The 23,412-nt window shown below is 32.8% G+C and carries 26 protein-coding genes; 23 read left to right on the forward strand and 3 right to left on the reverse strand.

Annotation, left to right across the window (positions count from 1 at the left end):
- The first annotated feature begins 21 nt into the window (after positions 1–21).
- The gene (locus tag RM697_RS05445; protein ID WP_311427031.1) at positions 22–993 is read left to right on the forward strand and encodes a glycosyltransferase family 9 protein; all 972 of its coding nucleotides are present in this window, start codon (positions 22–24) and stop codon (positions 991–993) included.
- Between the two features lie 58 nt (positions 994–1,051).
- Here the strand turns inward: RM697_RS05445 and RM697_RS05450 are convergent, their stop codons facing one another.
- Entirely contained in the window at positions 1,052–2,107 is a 1,056-nt protein-coding gene (locus tag RM697_RS05450; protein WP_311426849.1) for a 2Fe-2S iron-sulfur cluster-binding protein, read from the reverse strand.
- A 108-nt stretch (positions 2,108–2,215) separates the two neighbouring features.
- On the opposite strand from RM697_RS05450, the gene RM697_RS05455 reads away from it, so the two are divergent.
- From RM697_RS05455 to RM697_RS05490, 8 genes are all read left to right on the forward strand, one after another.
- Complete coding sequence (locus RM697_RS05455) at positions 2,216–2,548, forward strand: PadR family transcriptional regulator (RefSeq protein ID WP_311426850.1); 333 nt, start codon at positions 2,216–2,218, stop codon at positions 2,546–2,548.
- 3 nt (positions 2,549–2,551) lie between these two features.
- On the forward strand, positions 2,552–3,205 hold the full coding sequence (locus RM697_RS05460) for a hypothetical protein (protein ID WP_311426851.1): 654 nt from the start codon (positions 2,552–2,554) through the stop codon (positions 3,203–3,205).
- Complete coding sequence (locus tag RM697_RS05465) at positions 3,206–3,901, forward strand: hypothetical protein (RefSeq protein ID WP_311426852.1); 696 nt, start codon at positions 3,206–3,208, stop codon at positions 3,899–3,901.
- Between the two features lie 56 nt (positions 3,902–3,957).
- Positions 3,958–5,436, forward strand: coding sequence for a DUF5687 family protein (locus RM697_RS05470; protein WP_311426853.1), 1,479 nt, complete (start codon positions 3,958–3,960; stop codon positions 5,434–5,436).
- Between the two features lie 12 nt (positions 5,437–5,448).
- On the forward strand, positions 5,449–6,156 hold the full coding sequence (locus tag RM697_RS05475; RefSeq protein WP_311426854.1) for an ABC transporter ATP-binding protein: 708 nt from the start codon (positions 5,449–5,451) through the stop codon (positions 6,154–6,156).
- 104 nt (positions 6,157–6,260) lie between these two features.
- Positions 6,261–8,864 (forward strand): type IX secretion system periplasmic lipoprotein PorW/SprE, encoded by a 2,604-nt coding sequence (gene porW / locus RM697_RS05480; RefSeq protein ID WP_311426855.1) that lies wholly within the window; start codon positions 6,261–6,263, stop codon positions 8,862–8,864.
- Positions 8,865–8,884: 20 nt separating this feature from the next.
- Positions 8,885–9,331 (forward strand): bactofilin family protein, encoded by a 447-nt coding sequence (locus RM697_RS05485; protein ID WP_311426856.1) that lies wholly within the window; start codon positions 8,885–8,887, stop codon positions 9,329–9,331.
- Positions 9,264–9,524 carry an AtpZ/AtpI family protein gene (locus RM697_RS05490; RefSeq protein WP_311426857.1) on the forward strand — a complete coding sequence of 87 codons (261 nt, stop codon included), beginning with the start codon at positions 9,264–9,266 and terminating at the stop codon, positions 9,522–9,524. The genes RM697_RS05485 and RM697_RS05490 overlap by 68 nt, the downstream gene beginning before the upstream one ends.
- 196 nt (positions 9,525–9,720) lie before the next feature.
- Here RM697_RS05490 and RM697_RS05495 read toward each other — a convergent pair whose 3' ends face one another.
- Positions 9,721–9,867, reverse strand: a complete 147-nt coding sequence (locus RM697_RS05495) for a hypothetical protein (protein WP_311426858.1) — start codon at positions 9,865–9,867, stop codon at positions 9,721–9,723.
- A 178-nt stretch (positions 9,868–10,045) separates the two neighbouring features.
- Here RM697_RS05495 and atpB point away from each other — a divergent pair, with 178 nt between their 5' ends.
- The 14 genes from atpB to RM697_RS05565 all read left to right on the forward strand — a co-directional run bounded on the left by atpB (position 10,046) and on the right by RM697_RS05565 (position 23,179).
- Complete coding sequence (gene atpB, locus RM697_RS05500) at positions 10,046–11,149, forward strand: F0F1 ATP synthase subunit A (RefSeq protein ID WP_311426859.1); 1,104 nt, start codon at positions 10,046–10,048, stop codon at positions 11,147–11,149.
- A gap of 19 nt (positions 11,150–11,168) precedes the next feature.
- Positions 11,169–11,378, forward strand: coding sequence for an ATP synthase F0 subunit C (gene atpE, locus RM697_RS05505; RefSeq protein ID WP_034042296.1), 210 nt, complete (start codon positions 11,169–11,171; stop codon positions 11,376–11,378).
- A gap of 73 nt (positions 11,379–11,451) precedes the next feature.
- Complete coding sequence (locus RM697_RS05510; RefSeq protein WP_311426860.1) at positions 11,452–11,946, forward strand: F0F1 ATP synthase subunit B; 495 nt, start codon at positions 11,452–11,454, stop codon at positions 11,944–11,946.
- Positions 11,947–11,951: 5 nt separating this feature from the next.
- On the forward strand, positions 11,952–12,488 hold the full coding sequence (gene atpH, locus RM697_RS05515) for an ATP synthase F1 subunit delta (protein ID WP_311426861.1): 537 nt from the start codon (positions 11,952–11,954) through the stop codon (positions 12,486–12,488).
- Positions 12,489–12,541: 53 nt separating this feature from the next.
- The gene (atpA, locus tag RM697_RS05520) at positions 12,542–14,122 is read left to right on the forward strand and encodes a F0F1 ATP synthase subunit alpha (RefSeq protein WP_311426862.1); all 1,581 of its coding nucleotides are present in this window, start codon (positions 12,542–12,544) and stop codon (positions 14,120–14,122) included.
- Positions 14,123–14,177: 55 nt separating this feature from the next.
- Entirely contained in the window at positions 14,178–15,041 is an 864-nt protein-coding gene (gene atpG / locus RM697_RS05525) for an ATP synthase F1 subunit gamma (protein WP_311426863.1), read from the forward strand.
- A 141-nt stretch (positions 15,042–15,182) separates the two neighbouring features.
- Complete coding sequence (locus RM697_RS05530) at positions 15,183–15,692, forward strand: hypothetical protein (protein ID WP_311426864.1); 510 nt, start codon at positions 15,183–15,185, stop codon at positions 15,690–15,692.
- 64 nt (positions 15,693–15,756) lie between these two features.
- Entirely contained in the window at positions 15,757–17,205 is a 1,449-nt protein-coding gene (locus tag RM697_RS05535; RefSeq protein WP_311426865.1) for an oligosaccharide flippase family protein, read from the forward strand.
- Positions 17,206–17,296: 91 nt separating this feature from the next.
- A complete protein-coding gene (locus tag RM697_RS05540) occupies positions 17,297–18,040 on the forward strand; it encodes a DUF6090 family protein (RefSeq protein ID WP_311426866.1) in 744 nt (247 codons plus the stop codon).
- Positions 18,041–18,129: 89 nt separating this feature from the next.
- Complete coding sequence (gene dut / locus RM697_RS05545; protein WP_311426867.1) at positions 18,130–18,564, forward strand: dUTP diphosphatase; 435 nt, start codon at positions 18,130–18,132, stop codon at positions 18,562–18,564.
- Between the two features lie 101 nt (positions 18,565–18,665).
- Positions 18,666–19,685, forward strand: a complete 1,020-nt coding sequence (locus RM697_RS05550; RefSeq protein WP_311426868.1) for a sugar phosphate nucleotidyltransferase — start codon at positions 18,666–18,668, stop codon at positions 19,683–19,685.
- 117 nt (positions 19,686–19,802) lie between these two features.
- On the forward strand, positions 19,803–21,167 hold the full coding sequence (locus tag RM697_RS05555) for a tetratricopeptide repeat protein (protein WP_311426869.1): 1,365 nt from the start codon (positions 19,803–19,805) through the stop codon (positions 21,165–21,167).
- A 13-nt stretch (positions 21,168–21,180) separates the two neighbouring features.
- Positions 21,181–21,957, forward strand: a complete 777-nt coding sequence (gene lolB1, locus RM697_RS05560; protein WP_311426870.1) for a lipoprotein insertase outer membrane protein LolB1 — start codon at positions 21,181–21,183, stop codon at positions 21,955–21,957.
- A 1-nt stretch (position 21,958) separates the two neighbouring features.
- Entirely contained in the window at positions 21,959–23,179 is a 1,221-nt protein-coding gene (locus RM697_RS05565; protein ID WP_311426871.1) for a murein hydrolase activator EnvC family protein, read from the forward strand.
- Between the two features lies 1 nt (position 23,180).
- Here RM697_RS05565 and RM697_RS05570 read toward each other — a convergent pair whose 3' ends face one another.
- Entirely contained in the window at positions 23,181–23,393 is a 213-nt protein-coding gene (locus RM697_RS05570) for a DUF6515 family protein (RefSeq protein ID WP_311426872.1), read from the reverse strand.
- Positions 23,394–23,412 lie beyond the last annotated feature (19 nt).

Below are 23,412 nucleotides of genomic sequence, written 5' to 3' on the forward strand. Positions count from 1 at the left end.
CTCGTAATTCGTCTTTCAGCAATGGGAGACGTTGCTATGACTGTTCCTGTTTTAAGAGCCGTAACAGATCAATATCCTCATTTAAAAATCACAGTTGTTACAAGAGCCTTTTTTTTACCTTTTTTTAATGAGTTAAACAATGTTGAAGTTTATTCAGTAGATTTAAAAGGAAAGCACAAGGGTCTATTAGGATTATACAAACTTTCAAAAGAATTAAAGAAGTTGAGGTTTGATGCTGTTGCAGATTTACACAATGTATTAAGAAGCAAAATTTTAAAATTCCTTTTTACAGGAACTAAAGTTGTGCAGATTGATAAAGGCAGAGCAGAAAAGAAAGCACTAACTTCTAGAAAAGTTTTTAAACAACTAAAAACAACTCACCAAAGGTATGCAGATGTATTTGAAGCTTTAGGTTATAAAATAGAGTTATCCAAACCTTCGTTTCCTAAACAAAAAGAATTAACCTCTAGTTTAAAGACATTCATTTCAAATCCTGAAAAGAAAATAATAGGTATAGCACCTTTTGCTGCTCATACAAGTAAAATGTATCCATTAGATATAATGGAAGAAGTCATAAAACATCTCTCTAAGGATTATAACATTATTTTATTTGGCAGCAAAGAGGAAGTTAAGGTTTTAAATGATCTTGAAACAAAATACAATACTGTTAGTTCTACTGCAGGAAAACTGAACTTAAAAGAAGAGTTAGTTATAATTTCAAATTTAGATGTTATGTTATCTATGGATTCTGCTAATGGTCATTTGGCTGCGATGCATGGTGTAAAAGTCGTTACAATTTGGGGTGTTACTCATCCTTATACAGGATTTAAACCCTTTAACCAACCAGACGATTACCAACTAGTAGCAGATAGAGGAGAGTTTCCCTTAATTCCAACATCAATCTATGGCAATACGTATCCAGCCAATTACGAAAATGCTGCTAGTAGTATTTCTACTAAAACCATATTAGAGAAAATAAAGTCTTTAGCTTAAAGTTAATTATAATACTTTAAGTTCTCTCCTTAAAAGAGATGTCCACAGGATAGAGAGACTATACATCATCATAATCCACAATAATCTTAGAAGAAGTAGGTTGCGCTTGGCAAGTTAATATTAAACCTTCAGCAACTTCGCCATCTGTAAGAATATTATTCTGTCTCATCTCTGCTGTACCTTCAGTAACACGAGCTATACAACTACTACAAATACCACCTTGGCAAGAGTAAGGTGCATCGATATCTTGTTTTAACGCAGCTTCAAGAATGGTTTTAGAGTTGTTCATGTTAAATTCAAAAGATTCATCATCAACAATAACTTTGATTTCAGCCATACCATCAGAAACTTCTATGGTTGTGTTTTCTGAATTTGCTGGATTACTAAATAATTCAAAATGAATTTTAGAATCCTTTACACCATGCTCTGTTAAAGTGTCTTTAACTACATGAATCATGTCTTCTGGACCACATAAATAAAAAGAGTCTATGGTAACATCTTTATACTTATTCTTTAGAATTAGGTTAACAGTACTTTTCTCTATTCTGCCAAATAAAGCGTCTTCTTCATTAGTTCTACTAAATATAAAGTGTACATGGAAACGATTACCATACCTAGTTTTTAAATTGATAAGGTCTTCAAAAAACATAGCGTCTGTTTTAGATTTATTACCATAAACCAAAATCATATTACTAAAAGGCTCTTCTTCTAAAACAGTTTTAACAATGCTTAGTATTGGAGTAATACCGCTACCTGCTGCAAAAGCAACAATGGTTCTGGTTTTTTCAGCATTAGGCTCAAAAATAAAACGACCATTAGGTTCTGAGACTTCTAGGACATCACCAACGTTAAGTTTAGTGTTAGCATATTTAGAAAACAAACCTTTTTCAACTTCTTTAACAGCCACCTTTAATTCATCACTTTTAGGAGAAACACAAAGCGAATAATCGCGTCTAACCTCATCAGCATTTAAGGTTGTCTTTAAGGTTATATATTGACCTGCTTTAAAGGTATAGGCTGCTTTTAGGTTTTCTGGAATAGCAAAAGAAATGGCTACTGAAGTTGCTGTTAAACGTTCTATGTGAGATATAGTTAAACTATGAAATTGAGACATACGTAAATTTTTGGCAAAAATAAGAAGGAGCTTTTTCTATAACTAAAATTTAAGACGAAAATAATACATAAGAATCTTATACATAAGAAAATTATGTATATTTGCAGCATGAGTAATTCTAAGTTGTACAAAGGAAGCTTAACAACAATTATTTTAAAATTGTTGAACCAACACGATAAAATGTATGGTTACGAGATAACACAAAAGGTTAAGGTATTAACTAACGGAGAACTTAATATTACCGAAGGTGCGCTTTATCCTGCGCTACATAAACTTGAGGCAGAGGGTTTTCTGGATGTACAGATCATGAGGGTTGGTAATCGCTTACGCAAGTATTACAAACTAACCGAAACAGGCGCACAAGAAACGGTAAACAAGCTGGACGAGCTGGCAGAATATATTAAAACCATGCAAACCTTGGTAAACCCTAAATTGGCTTAGAACATGGCAAGCTTAAGTGCTGAAGATATTCGGTTTATAGACAACTATTTAGACAACTCTGATGTTATATATCAAGACATTAGAATGGAAATGGTAGATCACGTGGCCTCAGCCATTGAAACACAAATGGCTAATGGCAACACTCGTGACTTTTACTACATTTTTAAAGACTACATGGTTAAAAACAAAGCGAGACTCCTTGATAATAATAAGAAATTCCTGAGGTCAGCTGACATGAAGATAGCAAAATTATTGTTCTCAAACCTTTTGTCCTTACATGGTATTGTCACCTTTGCACTACTATATTTTGGATTGTGGTTGGCCTATAATCAATTAAATATTGAGGTATTTAAGACTATAATTTCTATCGTTCCTTTTATGGTTATGCTAATTTTTGGGTTGGTATATTTTATAGCCTTAAAAGTTTATAAGCTAGAGCGTTTTTCCATAATTGAGCGCATAGCATTTCCGTTTGTTATTATTTTTCACCTGTTTTCTTTTTCAAAGAACCTTTCCAGGTCTTTTTATATCGAAGTGTTTAATATACTGCTCATAATAGGTGTAATTAGCTTGATTATTACATTGATCATGCTACTCTTTAAAATTACTGTAGACTTGGCCAAAATATATCGTAAACGCTTTAATAAACTTGTGTAAATGACACTGACCAAAGCTCAAATAGAACAACTCTACACATTTACGCAAAAGCACTTTGTAGATTGGTATGATGTGCAGATAGAGCTTGTGGACCATTTGGCCAATGGCATTGAACAACAATGGCAGAAATCTCCAGAAGTTCCGTTTAATGATGCTTTAAACATTGAGTTTAAGAAATTTGGGATAATGGGTTTTTCTGATGTTATAGAACAAAAAACAAATGCACTGAACACGCACTATAGAAAACTGGTTTGGAACTATTTTATAGGCTATTTTAAATTACCCAAGATTTTACTCACCACTTTTTTTATTTGGATCTATTACAGCATTCTAACCTTTATGAATATTGAATTTTGGGTCATACTAACTAGCTGTATAGGTTTAACCATTGTGCCTTTTGTATTTATGTACAGACAGAAAAAACGGATTACAGCTGTAAAAAAGGTAACTGGTAAAAAGTGGCTTGTTGATGCAGTGGTCATGCAATTAGGTGGTATAATGTATTTTTTCAACATAGGAATGTACGTTGCTATTTTTACGGATCCAAGTAAAACCACAATGAGCAATACAACTTTACTTATAGCTGCCATAATTATTGTGCTTCTTGCCTTAGTACTGTATGTTTCTATTTTTGTGGTAGCGCCGCAATTAAGAGCGCATGTGGCCAAACAACATACAGTGTATAAAATCTCTTAATTGTGTAACAAAAGCAGTATTTTGCATACCAATAGCACAGCTAACACATCAAAAAAATGATAAAACGGTTTTTAAACTTAGAATGGAAACAATATTTTCGCTCTTCGTATTGGCAAAAAAACTTAGCCTTAAATATTCTCCTTATTTTCTTTGCGCTATATTTTGTGGTCATATTTTTAATTATGGGATTTGCATTATATCCTATTCTTAAAAAAATGTATCCAGATAATGATCCATTTGTAATGGTTAATGGGTTTTTGTTCTTTTGGATTATTGGAGACTTAGTGGTTCGGTTCTTTTTTCAAAAGTTACCAGTAATGAGTGTAAAACCATTATTGCACTTGCCCATAAAAAGAGGCACAGTAGTTAACTATGTTTTAGGTAAATCTGCTGTATCGTTTTTTAACTTTTTACCCCTTTTTGCCATTATTCCTTTTGGTATTATTTTGATCACAAAAGGCTATGCAGCAACTGCTGTGATAACCTGGATTTTTGCTATTATTTTAATCACATTAATAATAAATTTTTTAAATTTTATTATTGAGAGTTTATCGTCTAAAACCGAATTATCGTTTTTACCAATAATAGTTTTAGTAGGAGGTTTATATGCCTTAAATTATTTCGAAATTATTTCTGTTGCAAGCTTAATAGCTTCTGGCGTAACTGCTATTACCGAAAATCCACTATTCTTATTAGTTTTGGTATTTACTTTGGTGGTTTTATATTCTATTAATTATAAATCACTTTATCAAAAACTATACTTAGATGCCTCATTAAAAACTAAAGTTCAAGAGGTAAATGCCTCTAATTTAGAGTGGACAAAACATTTTGGTGATGTTGCACCATTTATGCAATTAGACCTAAAGCTGATTTGGCGTAATAAGCGTACTAAATCCATGGTTTGGATGCTTATTATGGGATTATTCTATGGCTTATTCTTTTATCCACAACCCATTTATCAAGATAAGGAAATACTATATGTTTTTGTTGGTATTTTTTCAACAGGTATTTTCTTAATCAATTTTGGGCAATTTATTCCTGCTTGGGATAGTGGTTATTACAAGCTATTAATGAGCCAGAATATTCAGTACAAAGATTTTTTAAAATCTAAATTTACCTTAATGAGTATAAGTGTTGTAGCACTTTTTATTTTAGGGATTCCTTATGTGTATTTTGGATGGAAAATTTTAATCGTTCATTTTGCTGCAGCCATATATAACATTGGTGTAAATACACATGTTATTTTGTATGGAGGATCTTTTAACCGAAAAAAGATAGAATTAGATAAAAAAGCAGCATTTAATTTTCAAGGTACAGGAGCAGTACAATGGATTATTGGTATTCCATTAATGATATTACCAATGGCTTTATTTGGTATTTTAAATTGGCTGGTGAGTTTTGAAGTTGCAGTGGCAGTATTATTAGCTTTAGGAATTACAGGTATAGTATTCCATACCAAAATAATGACATTTATAACCAATAGATATTTAGATTCAAAATATAAAATGATTGACGCTTTTAGTCAAGACACCTAAAAAATAGCAACCATGATAACAGCATCAGATTTAACAAAAACATACGGAAGCAATACAGTTTTAGCCATTAATAATTTAGACATACCAAAAGGTCAAAGTTTTGGACTTGTAGGTAATAATGGTGCGGGTAAAACAACATTTTTTAGCTTGCTTTTAGATTTAATTCAACCTTCTACAGGTCATATAAAAAATAATAATATCCCAGTTCATGAGAGTGAAGACTGGAAACCGTTCACTTCTGCGTTCATAGACGAGAGCTTTCTTATTGGCTACTTAACACCAGAGGAATATTTCTATTTTATTGGTGAGTTAAGAGGACAGAACAAGGCGGATGTTGATAGTTTAGTGTCTCAATTTGAAGATTTTTTTCATGGTGAAATTCTTGGGCAGAAAAAATATCTTAGAGATTTAAGTAAAGGAAACCAGAAAAAAGCAGGTATTGTAGCCTCTTTTATTGGTAACCCTGAAGTTATTATTTTAGATGAACCTTTTGCAAACCTCGACCCAACCACACAAATAAGACTCAAAGGAATTATTAAAGACCTTGCAGAAAAACAAGGTGTTACTGTTTTGGTTTCTAGCCATGATTTACTTCATGTTACAGATGTTTGTGAGCGTATTGTAGTCTTAGAGAAAGGAGAAGTCATCAAAGATTTAGCAACCAATCCTACCACGCTAAAAGAATTAGAAGCCCATTTTGCAGGCGAGGAGATGGTCTAAAAATGGTCATTTTCATCTTATAATTCAAAAAGATGTTTATTTTTACGGTTCAGCATAATATATGCTTGATATTTTAGTTATCTATTAACCAAATAGAACCAACGTTGAAACTATCTTTAAAAACCATATTACTTGTGGTTGGTATTGCTTTTATTGCGACCAATTGTTCGCGTAAAAAAGACACCTTTCTAAGTCGTAATTTTCATGCTTTAGGCACAAAGTATAATATTCTTTACAACGGTAATATTGCATTAGAGCAAGGTAAAGCTTCAATAAATGATGCGTTTACTGAGAATTTCTGGGAACTTCTCCCAGTAGAACGCATGCAAGTAACTGACGAGGTTATACTTCCTGGTCAATCTAAAAACGCAGATTTTGAGCGCGCTGAAGAAAAAGCCATAAAAGCTGTTCAGAAACACGGGATGAATATCCAAGGGAAAGAAAAAAACCCTCAGATAGACGAAGCCTATTTACTCTTAGGGAAATCCAGATACTTTGATCAACGCTTTATTCCTGCACTAGAAGCCTTTAACTACATACTCTATAAATATCCTGCAAGCGATAAGATTAATTCAGCTAAAGTTTGGAGAGAAAAAACCAACATAAGGTTAGAAAATAATGAGTTAGCCATTAAAAATCTTAAACGATTATTAGAGCAAGAAGAATTAGAACCTCAAGATTTAGCTGATGCTACATCTATTTTAGCTCAAGCTTATATTAACCTTAAGCACAAAGATAGCGCCTTACAGCAATTAAAAGTTGCAGAAACATACACCAAAAATAATAATGAAATTGCTAGATATAATTACATAAGAGGTCAATTATATAATGAGTTTGGGCATAAAGATAGTGCTAATATGGCGTTTGATAAAATAATAGAACTCCACAGAAAAATTCCTAGAGCATATTATATTAATGCGCATTTAGAAAAGATTAAAAATTTTAATTATGCTGATGGTGATAAATTGGCTTATTTAGAATACTTAACAGATTTAGAAGAGGATAGAGAAAACAGACCATTTTTAGATAAAATTTACCATCATATTGCTAATTTTCATTTAAATAATGATAAAGATAGTTTAGCCACAGTTTATTATAATAAATCATTAGCTAAAAGTAAAATTGATAAGGTTTTAAATACTCGAAATTATGCAACACTTGGCGACATGAGTTTTGATGTTGCTAAATACAAAACGGCTGGTGCCTATTACGATAGCACTATGACTAATATGAAACTAAACTCTAAGCCTTATCGCTTAATGAAGAAAAAGCGTGATAACTTAGACGATGTTATTTATTACGAAGATATAGCACAACGTCACGACAGTATATTAAATCTGGTATCACTTTCAGAAGAAGACAGATTAGCTGTGTTTTCTGAGTTTACAGAACAGTTAAGGATAAGAGTAGAGCAAGAAAAAGCAAAACAACTAGAAGCTGAAGAAGCTGCAAAACGTCAAAATTCTGGTATTAATCAAACCATTCCTGGACAGAAAGGTCAACTTCAAAAAGGTGGATTAGCACAAACATCATCAGGAAGAGTAGTGCCTGGGAAACCTGGTGGAAATGGTAAAAGTAACTTCTACTTCTACAATCAAAATACAGTATCATTTGGAAAAAATGAGTTTTTAAAAATTTGGGGAGAACGAGATTTGCAGGATGGTTGGCGATTATCAGATAAACGAGGAGGAGACTCAGATTCCGGAACAGAAGAACTTATCGCTGAAGCTACTGACGAAGAACTATTTGATCCTCAATTCTATATTTCTAAAATACCGTCAGATCCAAAAGTAATTGATAGTTTAACAAAAGACAGGAATTTTGCCTATTACCAACTTGGAACGATCTACAAGGAAAAATTTAAAGAATACGAGCTTGCTAAAAACAAATTACAGCGACTATTACAAAATATACCAGAGGAACGTTTAGTGCTTCCAACAAAATACAACCTTTATAAGTTGTATATATTGTTAAACCAAACAGGAGAGGCAGAAGCCATTAAGAGTGATATTTTAGCTAATTATTCCGATTCTAGATACGCTGAGATTTTAAGAAATCCTGAATCAGCACTAGCTAGTGATGAAAACAGCCCTGAGAGTTTGTATGAAAAAGCCTATAGGTATTTTGAAAATCAAGACTACACAAAAGCTATTGCAGAATGTGAAAAACACATTTACACTTTTGAAGGTGAACCAATAGTCCCTAAGTTTGAAATCTTAAAAGCTTCTGCAAGAGGAAGGCTTTACGGTGTAAAGGCTTATGAAGAAGGTGTAAATTATGTTGCGCTTACTTATCCAAATTCAGAAGAAGGTAAAAAAGCTTTAGAGATATTAAATAATTCTATTCCACTGTTAAGTAAAAAGCAGTGGTACGATAATGATTCCTCTTCAAAATTCCATGTGGTGTATCAGTTTAAAAGAGATGCTAACGAAGATGTAGATGCATTTATAAAACGATTAAACGAAAAGGTAGAGAAAGTAACCTACTTTGATTTAAGCACCTCTAAAGATGTCTATGACGAAAACACTATCTTTGTTGTAGTTCATGGATTAAAAAGTATTGGTGGTGCAGCAGGTTTTGCAGAAATCATAGGAGAAGACAAAGATGAGAAAGACCCAATTATAAGACCTTACTTCTCCATATCATCTGGCAACTATACAATAATACAAAGGCATAAAAACCTAGAAGAATACATTCAGTCCCAATAATAAAGTAAAAATTAATTATCATGTTTTCCTCAGACAGTAAAAAAAACAAAACACCTATGGAAACATCAACTCAGCAAAATATTATAGCGCCAGGAACTAAAATTGTTGGCGATATTACAAGCAATGGTGCCTTCAGAATCGATGGAACAGTAGATGGAAATGTGAAGACATCAGGTAAAATTGTTGTTGGTAAATCAGGATTTATTAAAGGTACTTTGCAAGGTGAGAATGCTGATTTCGAAGGTAAGTTTTCCGGAAAACTTCACTTATCAGGAACACTAAGTTTAAAATCAACAGCACATATAGAAGGGGAAGTTGTTATTGGTAAATTAGCTGTAGAACCAGGCGCAACGTTTAACGCAACATGCAGTATGAAAGGCGCAGTGAAACCGATCGGAAATGGACAATCACAACAACAAACAAAGCCAAGACAACAAACTATTCCAGGAACAGAAAGAACGGCTTAATACTTATGCTCGTTTTTCTGGTATTGTCATACAAATGTTTGCTATCATAGGTTTAGGAACTTTTGCTGGTGTTAAACTCGATGAATTTTTCCCAAACGATCACAAGTTTTACGCAATAATTTTGTCTTTATCTTCAGTTATTTTAGCGTTAGTTTTTGTAATAAGACGTATTATTGCAGGTTCAAAAGAATAAAAACTAGCATGAATTCAGAATTCAAAAAAAATCAGATTTCATTTTTATTACAAACGTTATTTCTAACACTTTCTCTTTTTGCAATACATTATTATTTGCTTCATCATTTTGGTAAAGATTTTAACTTCTTTTTTCCTTTATGGCAAATTTATGGGTTCCATCTAGTTATTACAACAGTACTGTATACCATTATAAACTATAAGTATTCTTCAGGTAAAACAGACATCTTTAATCTTTTTATGGTTATAACATTGTTAAAAATGGTGATTTCCATACTGTTTTTATTACCATTAATACTTTCAGATTTTGAAAATAAACAACCAGATGTCTTTAACTTTTTCATTCCCTACTTTATATACCTATTCTTTGAGGTGTATTCACTCACTAAATTTCTTCAAAAAAGGTAGCAAAATTAGAGCTTAAAATCCCTTTAAAAATATCATTGAAATATAGTTTGCCAATTCATTTTATGTATGTAAATTTGCACCGAATTTAAAGCAAGGTATTTTAAGCCCATAAGAATGAGAATTAACACCTTAAAAAACATAGTATTATCAACACTATTAATAGCGGTTTTTAATATTGGTTTTGCCTCTGAGACAAAAGACGGAGGAGACGACGAAAAATTCGATCCTAAAGAGATGATTTTACATCACGTTAAGGATGCCTACGGAATGCATATCGCTACCTTAAATCAAGGTAAAGAAAACGAAACACATATTACAATTCCATTACCTGTAATTGTATATACTGATAAAGGGCTAACAACATTTTCATCATCAGCATTTCATCACGATTATCATGGACATGAGATTGTTGAGAGAAATGGCGAGCGCTTTGTAAATGTTCATGAAAAAGTTTATGTATTAGATCAAGGCGCTAGTGAGGTGGCTTTTGATGATGAAGGACATCCTACCAATGCTCACAGACCCAAATTTGACTTATCTATAACTAGAAATGTCTTTATGATGTGGGTTTCTATTGCTGTGTTATTTCTAATCTTTTTAACAGCAGCTCGTCGTTATAAAAAATCTGAAGATAATGTACCTTCTGGCATTGCTAGTTTTGTAGAACCTTTAGTTGTCTTTGTTAGAGATGAAATTGCTAAACCAATGATAGGTGAGCACAAGTATAAAAAATACATGCCTTATTTATTAACTATATTTTTCTTTATATGGATTAATAATATATTTGGATTAATTCCAATCCTTAATGGTGCTAACTTAAGTGGTAACATTGCTTTTACATTTACACTAGCAGCCATTACATTCATAATTACAACATTTAGTGGTAACAAAAATTACTGGAAACACATCTTTTGGATGCCAGGAGTTCCTGTGCCAATGAAAATATTTTTAATGCCAATAGAGATTATCGGAATGTTTGTTAAGCCTATTTCTCTAATGATTCGTTTGTTTGCTAACATAACAGCAGGCCACGTTATCATTTTAGCATTAATGTCATTAATATTTGTTTTTAAAACTGTTGCTATTGCGCCAGTATCTGTAGCATTCTCATTGTTTATTACAGTTATTGAGGTTATCGTAACAGCAATACAAGCCTATATATTTACAATATTGTCAGCTCTATATTTTGGGATGGCAACTGAAGAAGCACATCATTAATTAATTTAAATTTTATATTATGACTATTACTGGAATTGCAGCTATTGGAGCTGGTTTAGCAGCTATTGGAGCTGGTGTTGGTATTGGTAAGATTGGTGGATCAGCTATGGAAGCTATGGCACGTCAACCAGAAATGCACGGGAAGATTCAATCTTCTGCATTAATCTTAGCAGCCTTCGTAGAAGCGGTAGCACTATTTGGTGTTGTTGTTGCTTTCTTACAAGGGTAAGACATTAAGATACAGAAGCAACGGTTGGTTGCTTCTGTATTTTTAAAATTTAAGTTATTTAAAACAAAACAGAATGGATTTAATTACACCCGAATTTGGACTAGTCTTTTGGACGTTAATTACATTTTTAGTACTTCTTTTTATCTTAAGAAAGTTTGCTTGGAAACCTATCCTTGGTGCTGTAAGTGATAGAGAAGAAGGTATTAAAGATGCTTTAGCCTCAGCTGAAAAGGCGCGTCAAGAGATGGAAAACCTTACTGCAGACAATGAGCGTATTTTACAAGAAGCACGTGCTGAGCGCGAAGCCATGTTAAAAGATGCTCGTGAGTTAAAGAATAAGATTGTTGCTGATGCTAAAGAAGAGGCACAAACACAAGCTAGTAAAATGATTGAGCAAGCTCAAGCAGCAATAGAAAGTGAAAAGAAAGCAGCTATGGCAGAATTAAAAAGTCATGTTGCTGGGTTATCACTAGATATCGCTGAGAAAGTAGTACGTGATGAATTATCTAACAAAGACAAGCAATTAAAATTGGTTGAAGACATGTTAGGTGAAGCAACTTTAAACTAAGATAAATGTCAGGATCAAGAGCAGCCATACGTTATGCAAAAGCCGTTTTAAGCTTAGCAACAGATCAAAAATCTTCTGAAGCTGTAAACAGTGATATGAAAACAATCACTAATACAATTGCTCAGAGTGAAGATTTAAATCAGATGCTTCAAAGTCCTGTAGTAAGATCTTCAGATAAAAAAGCAGTATTAACATCAGTATTTAAGGATGCTAATGTCGTTACAACTAATCTTATAGATACATTAATCTCTAATAAGAGACTAGCGCTTTTAAATGATGTGGCTGCTAGTTATATGCAGTTGTATGATCAAATGAGAGGAACGCAAGTCGCAACAGTGACTACAGCTATACCTTTAACAGCAGATTTAAAAACTAAAGTGTTAACTAAAGTAAAAGAACTTACAGGAAAGGAAGCAGAAGTAGAAAATATAATAGATGAAAGCATTTTAGGTGGTTTCATTTTAAGAGTTGGTGATATTCAGTATAATGCTAGTATTGCAAATAAACTCGATAAATTAAAAAGAGAATTTACATTAAACTAAAAAGGCTGGTCGCTGAGGCTCTCGAAGCGACATTAGGCAAAATATAAATAAAAATGGCAGAAGTAAAACCAGCTGAAATATCAGCAATCTTAAAACAACAACTTTCAGGTTTTGAAGCAGGTGCTTCATTAGACGAAGTAGGAACAGTATTAACTGTAGGTGATGGTATTGTACGTGCTTACGGATTAGCTAACGCACAATATGGTGAATTAGTAGAATTCGAAGGTGGTGCAGAAGGTATTGTACTTAACCTTGAAGAAGATAATGTTGGTATTGTACTTTTAGGGACTTCAGTAGGAGTAAAAGAAGGATCTACAGTAAAACGTACTGAACGTATTGCATCTGTGAAAGTAGGTGAAGGTATTGTAGGACGTGTAGTGGATACTCTAGGTAACCCAATTGATGGTAAAGGACCAATCGCTGGAGAAACTTATGAAATGCCTGTTGAGCGCAAAGCACCAGGTGTTATATACAGAGAACCAGTAACAGAGCCATTACAAACAGGTATTAAAGCGATTGATGCTATGATTCCTGTTGGTAGAGGACAACGTGAGTTGGTAATTGGTGACAGACAGACTGGTAAAACAACGGTTTGTATTGATACCATCTTAAATCAGAAAGAATTTTATGATGCAGGTGAGCCTGTATATTGTATATATGTAGCTGTTGGACAAAAAGCATCAACAGTTGCAAATATTGCAAAAACTTTAGAAGAAAGAGGAGCTTTAGCATATACTACTATTGTAGCAGCTAATGCATCAGATCCAGCAGCGATGCAAGTATACGCACCAATGACAGGAGCTTCTATAGGAGAATATTTTAGAGATACTGGTCGTCCAGCATTAATCATTTACGATGATTTATCTAAACAAGCGGTAGCTTACCGTGAAGTATCTTTATTATTACGTCGTCCTCCAGGACGTGAAGCATATCCTGGTGACGTTTTCTACTTACACTCAAGACTATTAGAGCGCTCTGCAAAAATCATTAACGATGATACAATTGCTAAGGAAATGAATGATTTACCAGATTCTCTTAAGCCAATGGTAAAAGGAGGAGGTTCTTTAACAGCTTTGCCAATCATTGAAACACAAGCAGGTGACGTATCAGCATATATTCCAACCAATGTAATTTCTATTACAGATGGTCAAATCTTCTTAGATGGTGATTTATTTAACTCTGGTGTACGTCCAGCAATTAACGTAGGTATCTCTGTATCTCGTGTTGGTGGTAATGCTCAGATTAAATCCATGAAAAAAGTATCAGGAACCCTAAAATTAGATCAAGCTCAATTCCGTGAATTAGAAGCTTTTGCTAAGTTTGGTTCAGATTTAGATGCCTCTACTTTAAACGTCATTGAAAAAGGTAAGCGTAACGTTGAGATCTTAAAGCAAGCTCAAAACGATCCGTTTACAGTAGAAGATCAGGTAGCAATTATTTATGCAGGTTCTAAGAACTTGTTAAGAGATGTTCCTGTTGAAAAAGTAAAAGAATTTGAAAGAGATTTTATTGAATTCTTAAACGCTAAACACAGAGATGTATTAGATACGCTAAAGTCTGGTAAATTAACCGATGAAGTAATTGATACATTAACAAATGTAGCTAAAGACCTTACAGGGAAATACAGAGCTTAATAAATTAAACTAATGTCACTCTTAGCATTTGCAAAGAGTCTTTATAAACTAAAGAATGGCAAACTTAAAAGAAATACGTAACAGAATATCGTCAGTGTCTTCAACGATGCAGATTACTAGTGCCATGAAAATGGTATCAGCTGCTAAATTGAAGAAAGCTCAAGATGCTATTACTGCAATGCGTCCTTACTCTAATAAGTTAACAGAATTATTGCAGAGTTTAAGCGCAACATTAGATGCTGATTCTGGCAGTAAGTATTCAACTGAAAGAGAAGTGAACAATGTTTTAATTGTTGCTATTACTTCTAATAGAGGTTTGTGTGGTGCATTTAATTCCAATATCATTAAGCAAACTAATGTTTTGATTAATGATGTTTACGCTGATAAAAATGTTTCTGTTTTAGCTATTGGTAAAAAATCAAATGACGCTTTTTCAAAACAAGACAGAGTCATAGCAAATAAGAGCGACGTATTTGATTCTTTAACGTATGATAATGTTGCAGAGATTGCTGAAATGATCATGGAGAAGTTTGTTGAAGGCGAATATGATAAAGTTGAACTAGTTTACAACAGCTTTAAAAATGCTGCAACTCAGATTATAATGACTGAGCAGTATTTACCAATTGTTCCTATTGAAGGAGAAGATGCTCATGCTAATTTAGATTACATTTTTGAGCCTTCTAAACAAGAGATCGTTGAGGCATTAATCCCTAAAGCATTAAAAACACAATTATTCAAAGCCGTTAGAGATTCTTTTGCCTCAGAACATGGTGCACGTATGACAGCGATGCATAAAGCAACTGATAACGCTACCGAATTAAGAGATCAGCTGAAATTAACGTATAACAAAGCACGACAGGCAGCAATCACCAATGAGATTTTAGAAATTGTTGGAGGAGCGGAAGCTTTGAACAATTAGACGAGCCTTGCGAAGTCAAATTTCCAAAAGAGCGGAAGTACTGAATAATTAGACGAGCTTAATATAAATTAAAGCCTTACTTTTTAGTAAGGCTTTATTATGGAATACCTTTTGATTATTATCTTTAACGTAATAGAGATCATGAAAAACGAAAAAGGCTATACATGTTTGTTAATTATAATTGTAATGATGATAACTTTTTTTAATTGTTCAAGCTCAAAACAGTTACAAAAGAAAGCGCCAATTCAGTTTAAGGACGTGTATTGTCAAGCTTGGGCTGGTGGAATTCAAGAAGCTGGTTCAGGGATTGATATTGTTATTCCTGTAAAACAACTAGATAAAAGTGATATCATTTTAGATTCAGTTTATTTTAGAGCTAAAGTAGTACAGCTTGAAAAGACAGAATTTCAAGGAATTACAACTTATATAGGACGATTTATAACTAAGCCTATTAGAAATGGTATCGTTATCAGTAGTGATCCTAAAGAAGAATATAAAAACACCGTAATCTTACCTCGGAAATCACCTTTTAATTTAGAAGATCATGAGTGTGTTGTTAGTTACATTACAGAGGGTGTTACCAACTATTTCAAAATTGAAAACGTTATAGAAAAGCCAAGGAATAATTATCCTAGTATGCCTAAGAATTGACAATAAGTTAAACTTTGTTTGCGTTTGCTAAAAACGTATTTTTAACAACGATAACTACAGCCTTTTGAGTGTATTAAAAACGTTTGTAAAAGACATCTTTATTTATGGTCTAGCCATTGTACTTCCTAGACTTATAAACTTTCTTTTAGTACCTCTTTACACTGGTGTTTTTAAAAACGATGAATACTCAGAGAATACCGAGTTTTATGTTGTAGTAGCTTTTTTTAATGTTGTACTTAGCTACGGAATGGAAACCTCTTTTTTTAGGTTTTTTAGTAAGCACAAAGAAAAAAACAAAGTGTTATCTACAGCTTTAATTTCAGTGGTAACTTCTACATTGCTCTTTGCTATTATATTATTTTCCCTAAAAACCCAAATTTCAGAAGTACTACGCATAAATCCAGAGTTCTATGCAATCTTAGTCAGTATTATTCTTATAGAAGCTTTAATAGTAATTCCTTTTGCCTATTTAAGAGTTACAGGACGACCAGTAAGATTTGCGGTAATTAAAATTATTAATGTGCTTGTTATTGTTGGGTTAAACATTGTATTTCTATCAGAACGTTTTCGTATTGAGGGTTTACAAAATTTATTTACTGTTTCAGAAAAAGTAGAGTATACTTTTGTGGCTAATCTAATAGCAAGTACGCTCGTTCTTATTTTAGTATCGCCTTATTTTTTCAAAACAAAATGGCAATTCGATAACAGGATATTTAAACACATGCTAAAATATGGTTTACCAATAATGGTAGCAGGTTTGGCATTTGTTATAAACGAAAACTTTGACAAATGGTTTATTCCTGACGCTTTAGGAAAAGACATCAATGGAGCATATAGCGCCTGTTACAAAATTGCAGTATTTATGACGCTATTTATTCAAGCCTTTAGAATGGGAGCAGAACCTTTTTTCTTTAATCATGCTAAAGCGGAAAATGCCAAAAGTAATTATGCAACCATCCTTAAATACTTTACTATTTGTGGAGCATTAGGTTTAATGCTTGTAACAGTTTATATAACGGTTTTGACTCCAATTATTATTAAAAACCCTAGCTATTTAATGGCGTTAGATATTGTGCCTATTGTATTATTAGCAAATTTATGTTTAGGCATTTATCACAACTTATCTATTTGGTATAAGCTAACAGACAAAACACATTATGGTATGTATATCTCTATATTAGGAGCTATAATAACCATTGTGTTCAATATTATTTTTATTCCTAAAATAGGCTTTATGGCTTCAGCGTACACTACGCTTTTAGCCTATGGACTCATGATGATTATTTCTTATGTATTAGGAAGAAAACATTATGCAGTTCCTTATCAAGTTAATCGTATAGTATTATATTTAGTAACAAGTTCGACGTTAGCATTTATAAGTTATTATTATTTTGAAAAGAATTTGATCATAGGAACTCTATTTTTAATCCTATTTTTAGTAATAGTTTTTATCCTAGAGAAGAAGGAATTATTGTCATTCCTGCGATGGCAAGAGCCAACAAAAAGAATATAATTTAAAACAAAATGTCACCTCGAGCATTGCAGAGTAGATAATATATTTTGTGCGAATGTACCTTGCACAGCAAATCGAGAGGTCTTTTAAAATGATTAAATTTTTCAATAAAACAAGAAAGCAAATGCTCAAGGAAAATAAAATAGGTCGTTATCTTAAATATGCCATTGGTGAGATTATCTTGGTGATGATTGGTATATTGTTGGCACTTCAAGTCAATACTTGGAATACTAATCGTGAGCTTAAAAAGGAAGAAGCTAAAATTCTAAAAAGCCTACATCAAGAGTTTAGTAAAAACCTAGATAAGTTTAATATTATTTATAACAATCATCTAAAACGCAAAAAAACTATTGAGTATGTAATGTCTGCTGAAACGCAAAAACTATCAGCTGACAGTTTAGCAACATTAATGAATAGAATAAATTCCAATTGGACGTATGATCCCTTTCAAGGTATTTATAATTCAGTTATCGGATCAGGCAAAATAGAACTAATATCAAACGATAGTTTAAAAACTAAATTAGCGACTATACAAGATCTTATAAAAGACTATCAAGAAGAAGAGCGTGAGGTTAGGGAGTTTTCTAAACAAAACCTATATCCTTTTCTATTAGAACAGCCTCTGAAGAACTTTAAGTTTAATTCTAAAGATATTCTAGAATCGAAAAAAGTAAAAAATAATTATATTAAGATTTTTAAATCTTTTGAATATGATAAGCTTATGCAACAGTTAAGAGGTTGGATGCGATCTATTTTCGATGAAGGTCCAATCTTTAGAAAAGAACTAGTGTCTATTATTAATTTATTGGAAGAAGAAATAGAAAAACATAATTAACCTAACTGTCCCCTCGTCGCAGTCGAGAGGTTCTTTTGAAAGAATAACAAAAATAGTTCTCGACTGCGTTCGAACAGACATAAATTAACATGAACATAAAAATAATCAACAAATCCAGTCAAACCTTACCGCATTACGAAACTATAGCATCTGCTGGTATGGATTTACGTGCTAATATCAGTGAACCCATAACTTTAAAACCTCTTGAGCGAACCATTGTAAAAACAGGCTTGTTTATAGAGTTGCCAATTGGTACAGAAGCACAAGTGAGACCACGAAGTGGTTTAGCTGCAAAAAAAGGGATAACCGTTTTAAATGCGCCAGGAACAGTAGATGCAGATTATAGAGGAGAAATTGGAGTTATCCTTGTAAACCTCTCTAACGAAGATTTCACCATAGAAAATGGAGAGCGTATTGCACAATTAGTCATAGCAAAACACGAACGTGCCGAATGGGAAGATGTAGAAATACTATCTGAAACCTCTCGAGGAGAAGGTGGTTTTGGCAGTACAGGAGTAAAATAAATCCCCTTTAATTCCCCAAAAGGGAAAAAGAAGATGAAATATAAATAAAAGTTTAATTAATTAAAATGTCCTTTCCTTTGGAAAGGATTTAGGATAGGAATATGAAAATAATAGTACCAATGGCAGGAAGAGGCTCACGATTACGACCTCATAGTTTAACTGTACCAAAGCCATTAATTCCAGTTGTAGGACAACCAATTGTAAATAGATTAGTAAAAGATATTGCTAAAGTTTTAAAACAACCCATAGAAGAAATTGCTTTTGTGTTAGGTGATCCAGCTTGGTTTGGAGACGATGTTGTAAATAGTTTACAACAACTAGCTCAAGGACTTGGAGCTAAAGCATCCATATATAGACAAGACCAACCTTTAGGTACTGGTCACGCTATTATGTGCGCTAAAGAGTCACTTTCTGGACCTGCAGTTATTGCATATGCAGATACCTTAATTCGTGCAGATTTTAATCTAGATGCAGAAGCCGATAGTGTGATTTGGACAAAGCGTGTAACCAATCCTGAAGCCTATGGTGTTGTTAAATTAAATGATAAAAATGAAATTGTAGAACTTGTTGAGAAACCAGAAACATTTGTAAGTGATCAAGCAGTAATAGGTATTTATTTCTTTAAAGACATAGCAGTATTAAAGTCCAAACTACAAGAAGTTTTAGACGAAAACGTTATGAATGGAGGAGAATACCAAATAAATGATGGTATTAAGCGTATGATGGCAGATGGACGAGTTTTCAAAACAGGAACTGTAGACGAGTGGATGGATTGCGGAAACAAATCGGTTACAATAGAAACGAATTCTCGCATGTTGGGCTTTTTAAAAGCAGATAACGAAGAGCAATTAGTAGCTAATTCTGTTGTATTAGAAAACTCTACTATTATTGAACCGTGTTTTATTGGTGAAAACGTCGTATTGAAGAATTCTAGTATTGGGCCAAATGTTTCTATTGGCAATGACTGTGTGGTAGAAAACTCAAGCGTTAAAAATAGCCTAATTCAAACACAGACTATAATTAAAAATGCTACTTTAGACGAGGCTATGATCGGTAGTCATGTGAAGTTTGATGGTGGTTTCACTAAGATTAGTATTGGAGACTATTCCGTTTTGGAATAACTTTTGAACATAAAATGTCATTCAGAACGAGCATAGCGAAGTGAAGAATCTAGTAACTAATATTTGAAATAACTTTTAAACCTACTTGTCATTCAGAGCGTTAGCGAAGAATCTAATATGAATTTTAAACACCATATAGCAAAACTTGTTTTGGCACTTATCATAGTCCCAAGCTTTGCTATTGCCCAAATCGATTTTAATAAACGACCAGATGACGATTTAGGTAATGTAGAAGATGAGTTTCAAGAGTATTTTTTTGAAGCCTTAAAACAAAAAGGTATTGAAAATTATGGCAAATCTGTAGATGCGCTTTTAAAATGCTTAAATCTTAAATCGTCTGAGCCAACCATCTATTATGAGTTAGGTAAGAATTACAATAAGCTTAAAAATTTTGGTGCTGCTGAAGATGCTTTGAATAAAGCATTAAATCTCACACCAGATAATGAGTGGTATTTAGATGAGCTTTATCATGTTTATGTGCAACAAGACGACATGTCCAAAGCTATAAAAACAGTAAAACAGTTAGTAAAATATCATCCAGATTATAAGCAAGATTTGGCTTCGCTTTATGTCAAAGAAGAAAAATATAAGCAGGCTTTAGATATTTTAGATGAGCTAGATGCTGATTTTGGGATTAATGAAAGTAGAGACGCCATAAGGAACGAAATCTATAATATAACAGGTAATGCAAAAGATAGAATTGATAACTTAGAAGACAGAGTAGCCTCTAATCCTGAGGATGAATTAAATCAATTAAAACTTATTTATCGTTACAGTCAAGCTGGCAACACTAAAAAAGCCTTTAAAGCAGCAGAAGATTTACTGGCTTCTAAACCAGAATCTAAGTTAGTACATTTAGCACTCTATAAATTTTACTTAGATGACGACCAAGTAGACAAGGCACTTAGCTCTATGAAAGTTGTGTTTTCTTCGAAATCAATAAAAGCAGATTCTAAAGCTAAAGTACTTAAAGATTTTGTAGCCTTTGTTAACGATAACCCTCAGTATGAGAAAGAATTATTAGAAATTACATTACTAGCTGAAACTACTGAAGACCCAAAAACTTTAGAGGAAGTAGGTGATTATTATTTAAAATCTGGAAACCCTCAAAATGCCCTTTCTAATTATGAAAATGCATTAAAAGAAACACCTAACAACTTTAATTTATTAAAGAAGGTATTATTAGCCCAATTAGATCTTAATCTAGATCAGGAAGCATTAGAACAAAGCTCAAAAGCCTTAGACTTATATCCTGCACAATCTATTTTATACCTTATTAATGGTGTTGCTAATAATAAATTAAATAAACCAAAAGATGCTATTTCTAGCTTAGAAATGGGTTTAGATTTTATTATTGACAACCCAAAAATGGAATCTGATTTTTATTTACAATTAAGCAAAGCTTATAAATTAAGTGATAATAATACCAAATCTGAAGCGTTTGCTAAAAAGGCAGAACGCCTTATAAAAGCTCAGCAGTAGCACGTTCTAAATTATGAAACCAAAGTTTCTCTATTTTTATTTACTTGTATTCATTGGATTACACTCTTGTAAATCTGCTAAGAGTATCAGTTCAGACGGAACATTAGACGCTTCACTATCTACTAAGCAGCTTATAAAAAAACATAATAAACAAGATTTAGATTTTAAAACGCTTCAAGCTAAAGTTAAAATAGAATATTCAGAAGCTGGATCAGACAAATCCCAGAGCTACAATCTTAGCTTGAGAGTTCAAAACGGCAAAACCATTTGGATAAGTGCCACCTTGGGCTTGGCTAGAGCTATAATAACACCAGATAAAGTGCAGTTTTATGATAAAATAAACAATCAGTTTTTTGATGGTAATTATGCATTACTAAGTGATATTCTGGGTGTAGATTTAGACTATGATAAAGTACAGAATTTACTTTTAGGGCAATCCATTTTTAAACTCAGCGACAAAACGTACGCATCATCTACTTACGATAAATCTTATATGGTAAATCCTAAGGAACAGAATGCTCTGTTTGAGTTGTTTATCTTACTCAACCCAGGACATTATAAAACAGATTCTTTGCAAATACATCAGCCGCAAGACAGACGCTTTCTACAAGTAGATTATCCAATCTACCAAGATATTGAAAAACAAATTGTACCACAGAACATTAGAATTGTTGCTGTAGAAAACGATGATGAAGTCACTATTGTCTTAGATTATAAATCGGTGACTTTAAATAACGATTTACGCTTTCCGTTTAAAATTCCTTCAGGATATAAAGAGATTAAACTCTAATATGACAAAGCATTTAACCATAGCAATCATTTTTTTATTATTAAACTCACATGTTTCTTTTGCTCAAAAGACTGATGAGATTAAACGATTAGAAGAGAAGCGCCTTAGAATTAGTAAAGAAATCAAACAGATAAATGCGTTGTTACAAACCAATAAAAAGCGCGAAAAATCTGTAATTACATTAGTTGAAGATATCAATCTAAAAATCTCGGTTAGAGAAAACCTAATCAGAATTACCAACCAACAAGCTAATCTATTAACCAGACGTATTAACACTAACCAAAAAGAAATCACCAATCTCCGAGATCAGTTAAAACAATTAAAGGAAGATTATGCTGCTATGATTGTAAAATCTTATAAGAGTAAGTCTGAGCAAAGCAGAGTTATGTTTTTATTGTCTTCTGATAATTTTAAACAAGCATATAAACGATTGCAATACATAAAGCAATACACAGAATACCAAAAGCAACAAGGCGAAACCATTAAGTTAAAAACTAAAGAACTTCAGGAGTTAAATGTAGCCTTACTGCAGCAAAAAGAGGATAAACAAAAATTAATAGAAGAGAATAGAGTAGCTAAGAAACAACTTGATATTGAAAAGAAAGCGCAACGAGAACTCATGGCTTCTATATCTAAAGAGTTGAATAAGTACTCTGCTCAAATGAAGCAAAAGCAAAAAGAAGCTGATAAAATAGATAAAGAAATTGATCGCTTAATTCGTTTAGCTATTGCAGAATCTAATAAAAAAGCTGGGAATACGTCGTCTAAAAAAACGTTTGCTTTAACACCAGCAGCAAAACGATTAGCTGCTAGTTTTGAAGCCAATAAAGGTAAACTACCATGGCCAGTGCAACGTGGAGTGGTTAAAGTAAAGTTTGGTAAACAACCTTCTCCAATAGATAGAACTGTACCTATTAACAGTAAAGGTATTAGAATAGCTACAGAAAAAGGCGCAAAAGTAAAAGCTGTTTTTGATGGTGAAGTCACAGCAGTAATTATTATCAAAAACGCAAATCCGGCGATAATGATTAGACACGGAAATTATTTTTCTATCTATAAAAACTTGTCAAAGATTTCAGTTAAAAAGGGTGATAAAGTGAGGACAGGCCAAGAAATAGGCGAAGTGTTCACAAATCCATCAACAGGAGAGTCTTTACTATGGTTAAGAATTACTAAGCAATACGATAATTTAAATCCATCTTATTGGTTATCTAAGCGTTAAATTATACTCTAACAACCACATAACCTCTTTTAGTTTTTTGGTAGTGTCGTCCGTTCCAAAAGTAGTAGCGTTTTCCTTTAACTTTCACAATTTTGTAATGAGCTGGTCGCTTCTTTACAATGGTGACTTGAGCATTTGTTGTTCTTACGCGAGTTGCACAAGAGTTTAGGCTTATAACACAAACAGTGCCTAGAATAATGATTAAAGTTCTCATAATTGTAAATTTGGTTCCA

It is taken from the genome of Microcosmobacter mediterraneus (genome assembly GCF_031846265.1).
GTDB lineage: Bacteria > Bacteroidota > Bacteroidia > Flavobacteriales > Flavobacteriaceae > Microcosmobacter > Microcosmobacter mediterraneus.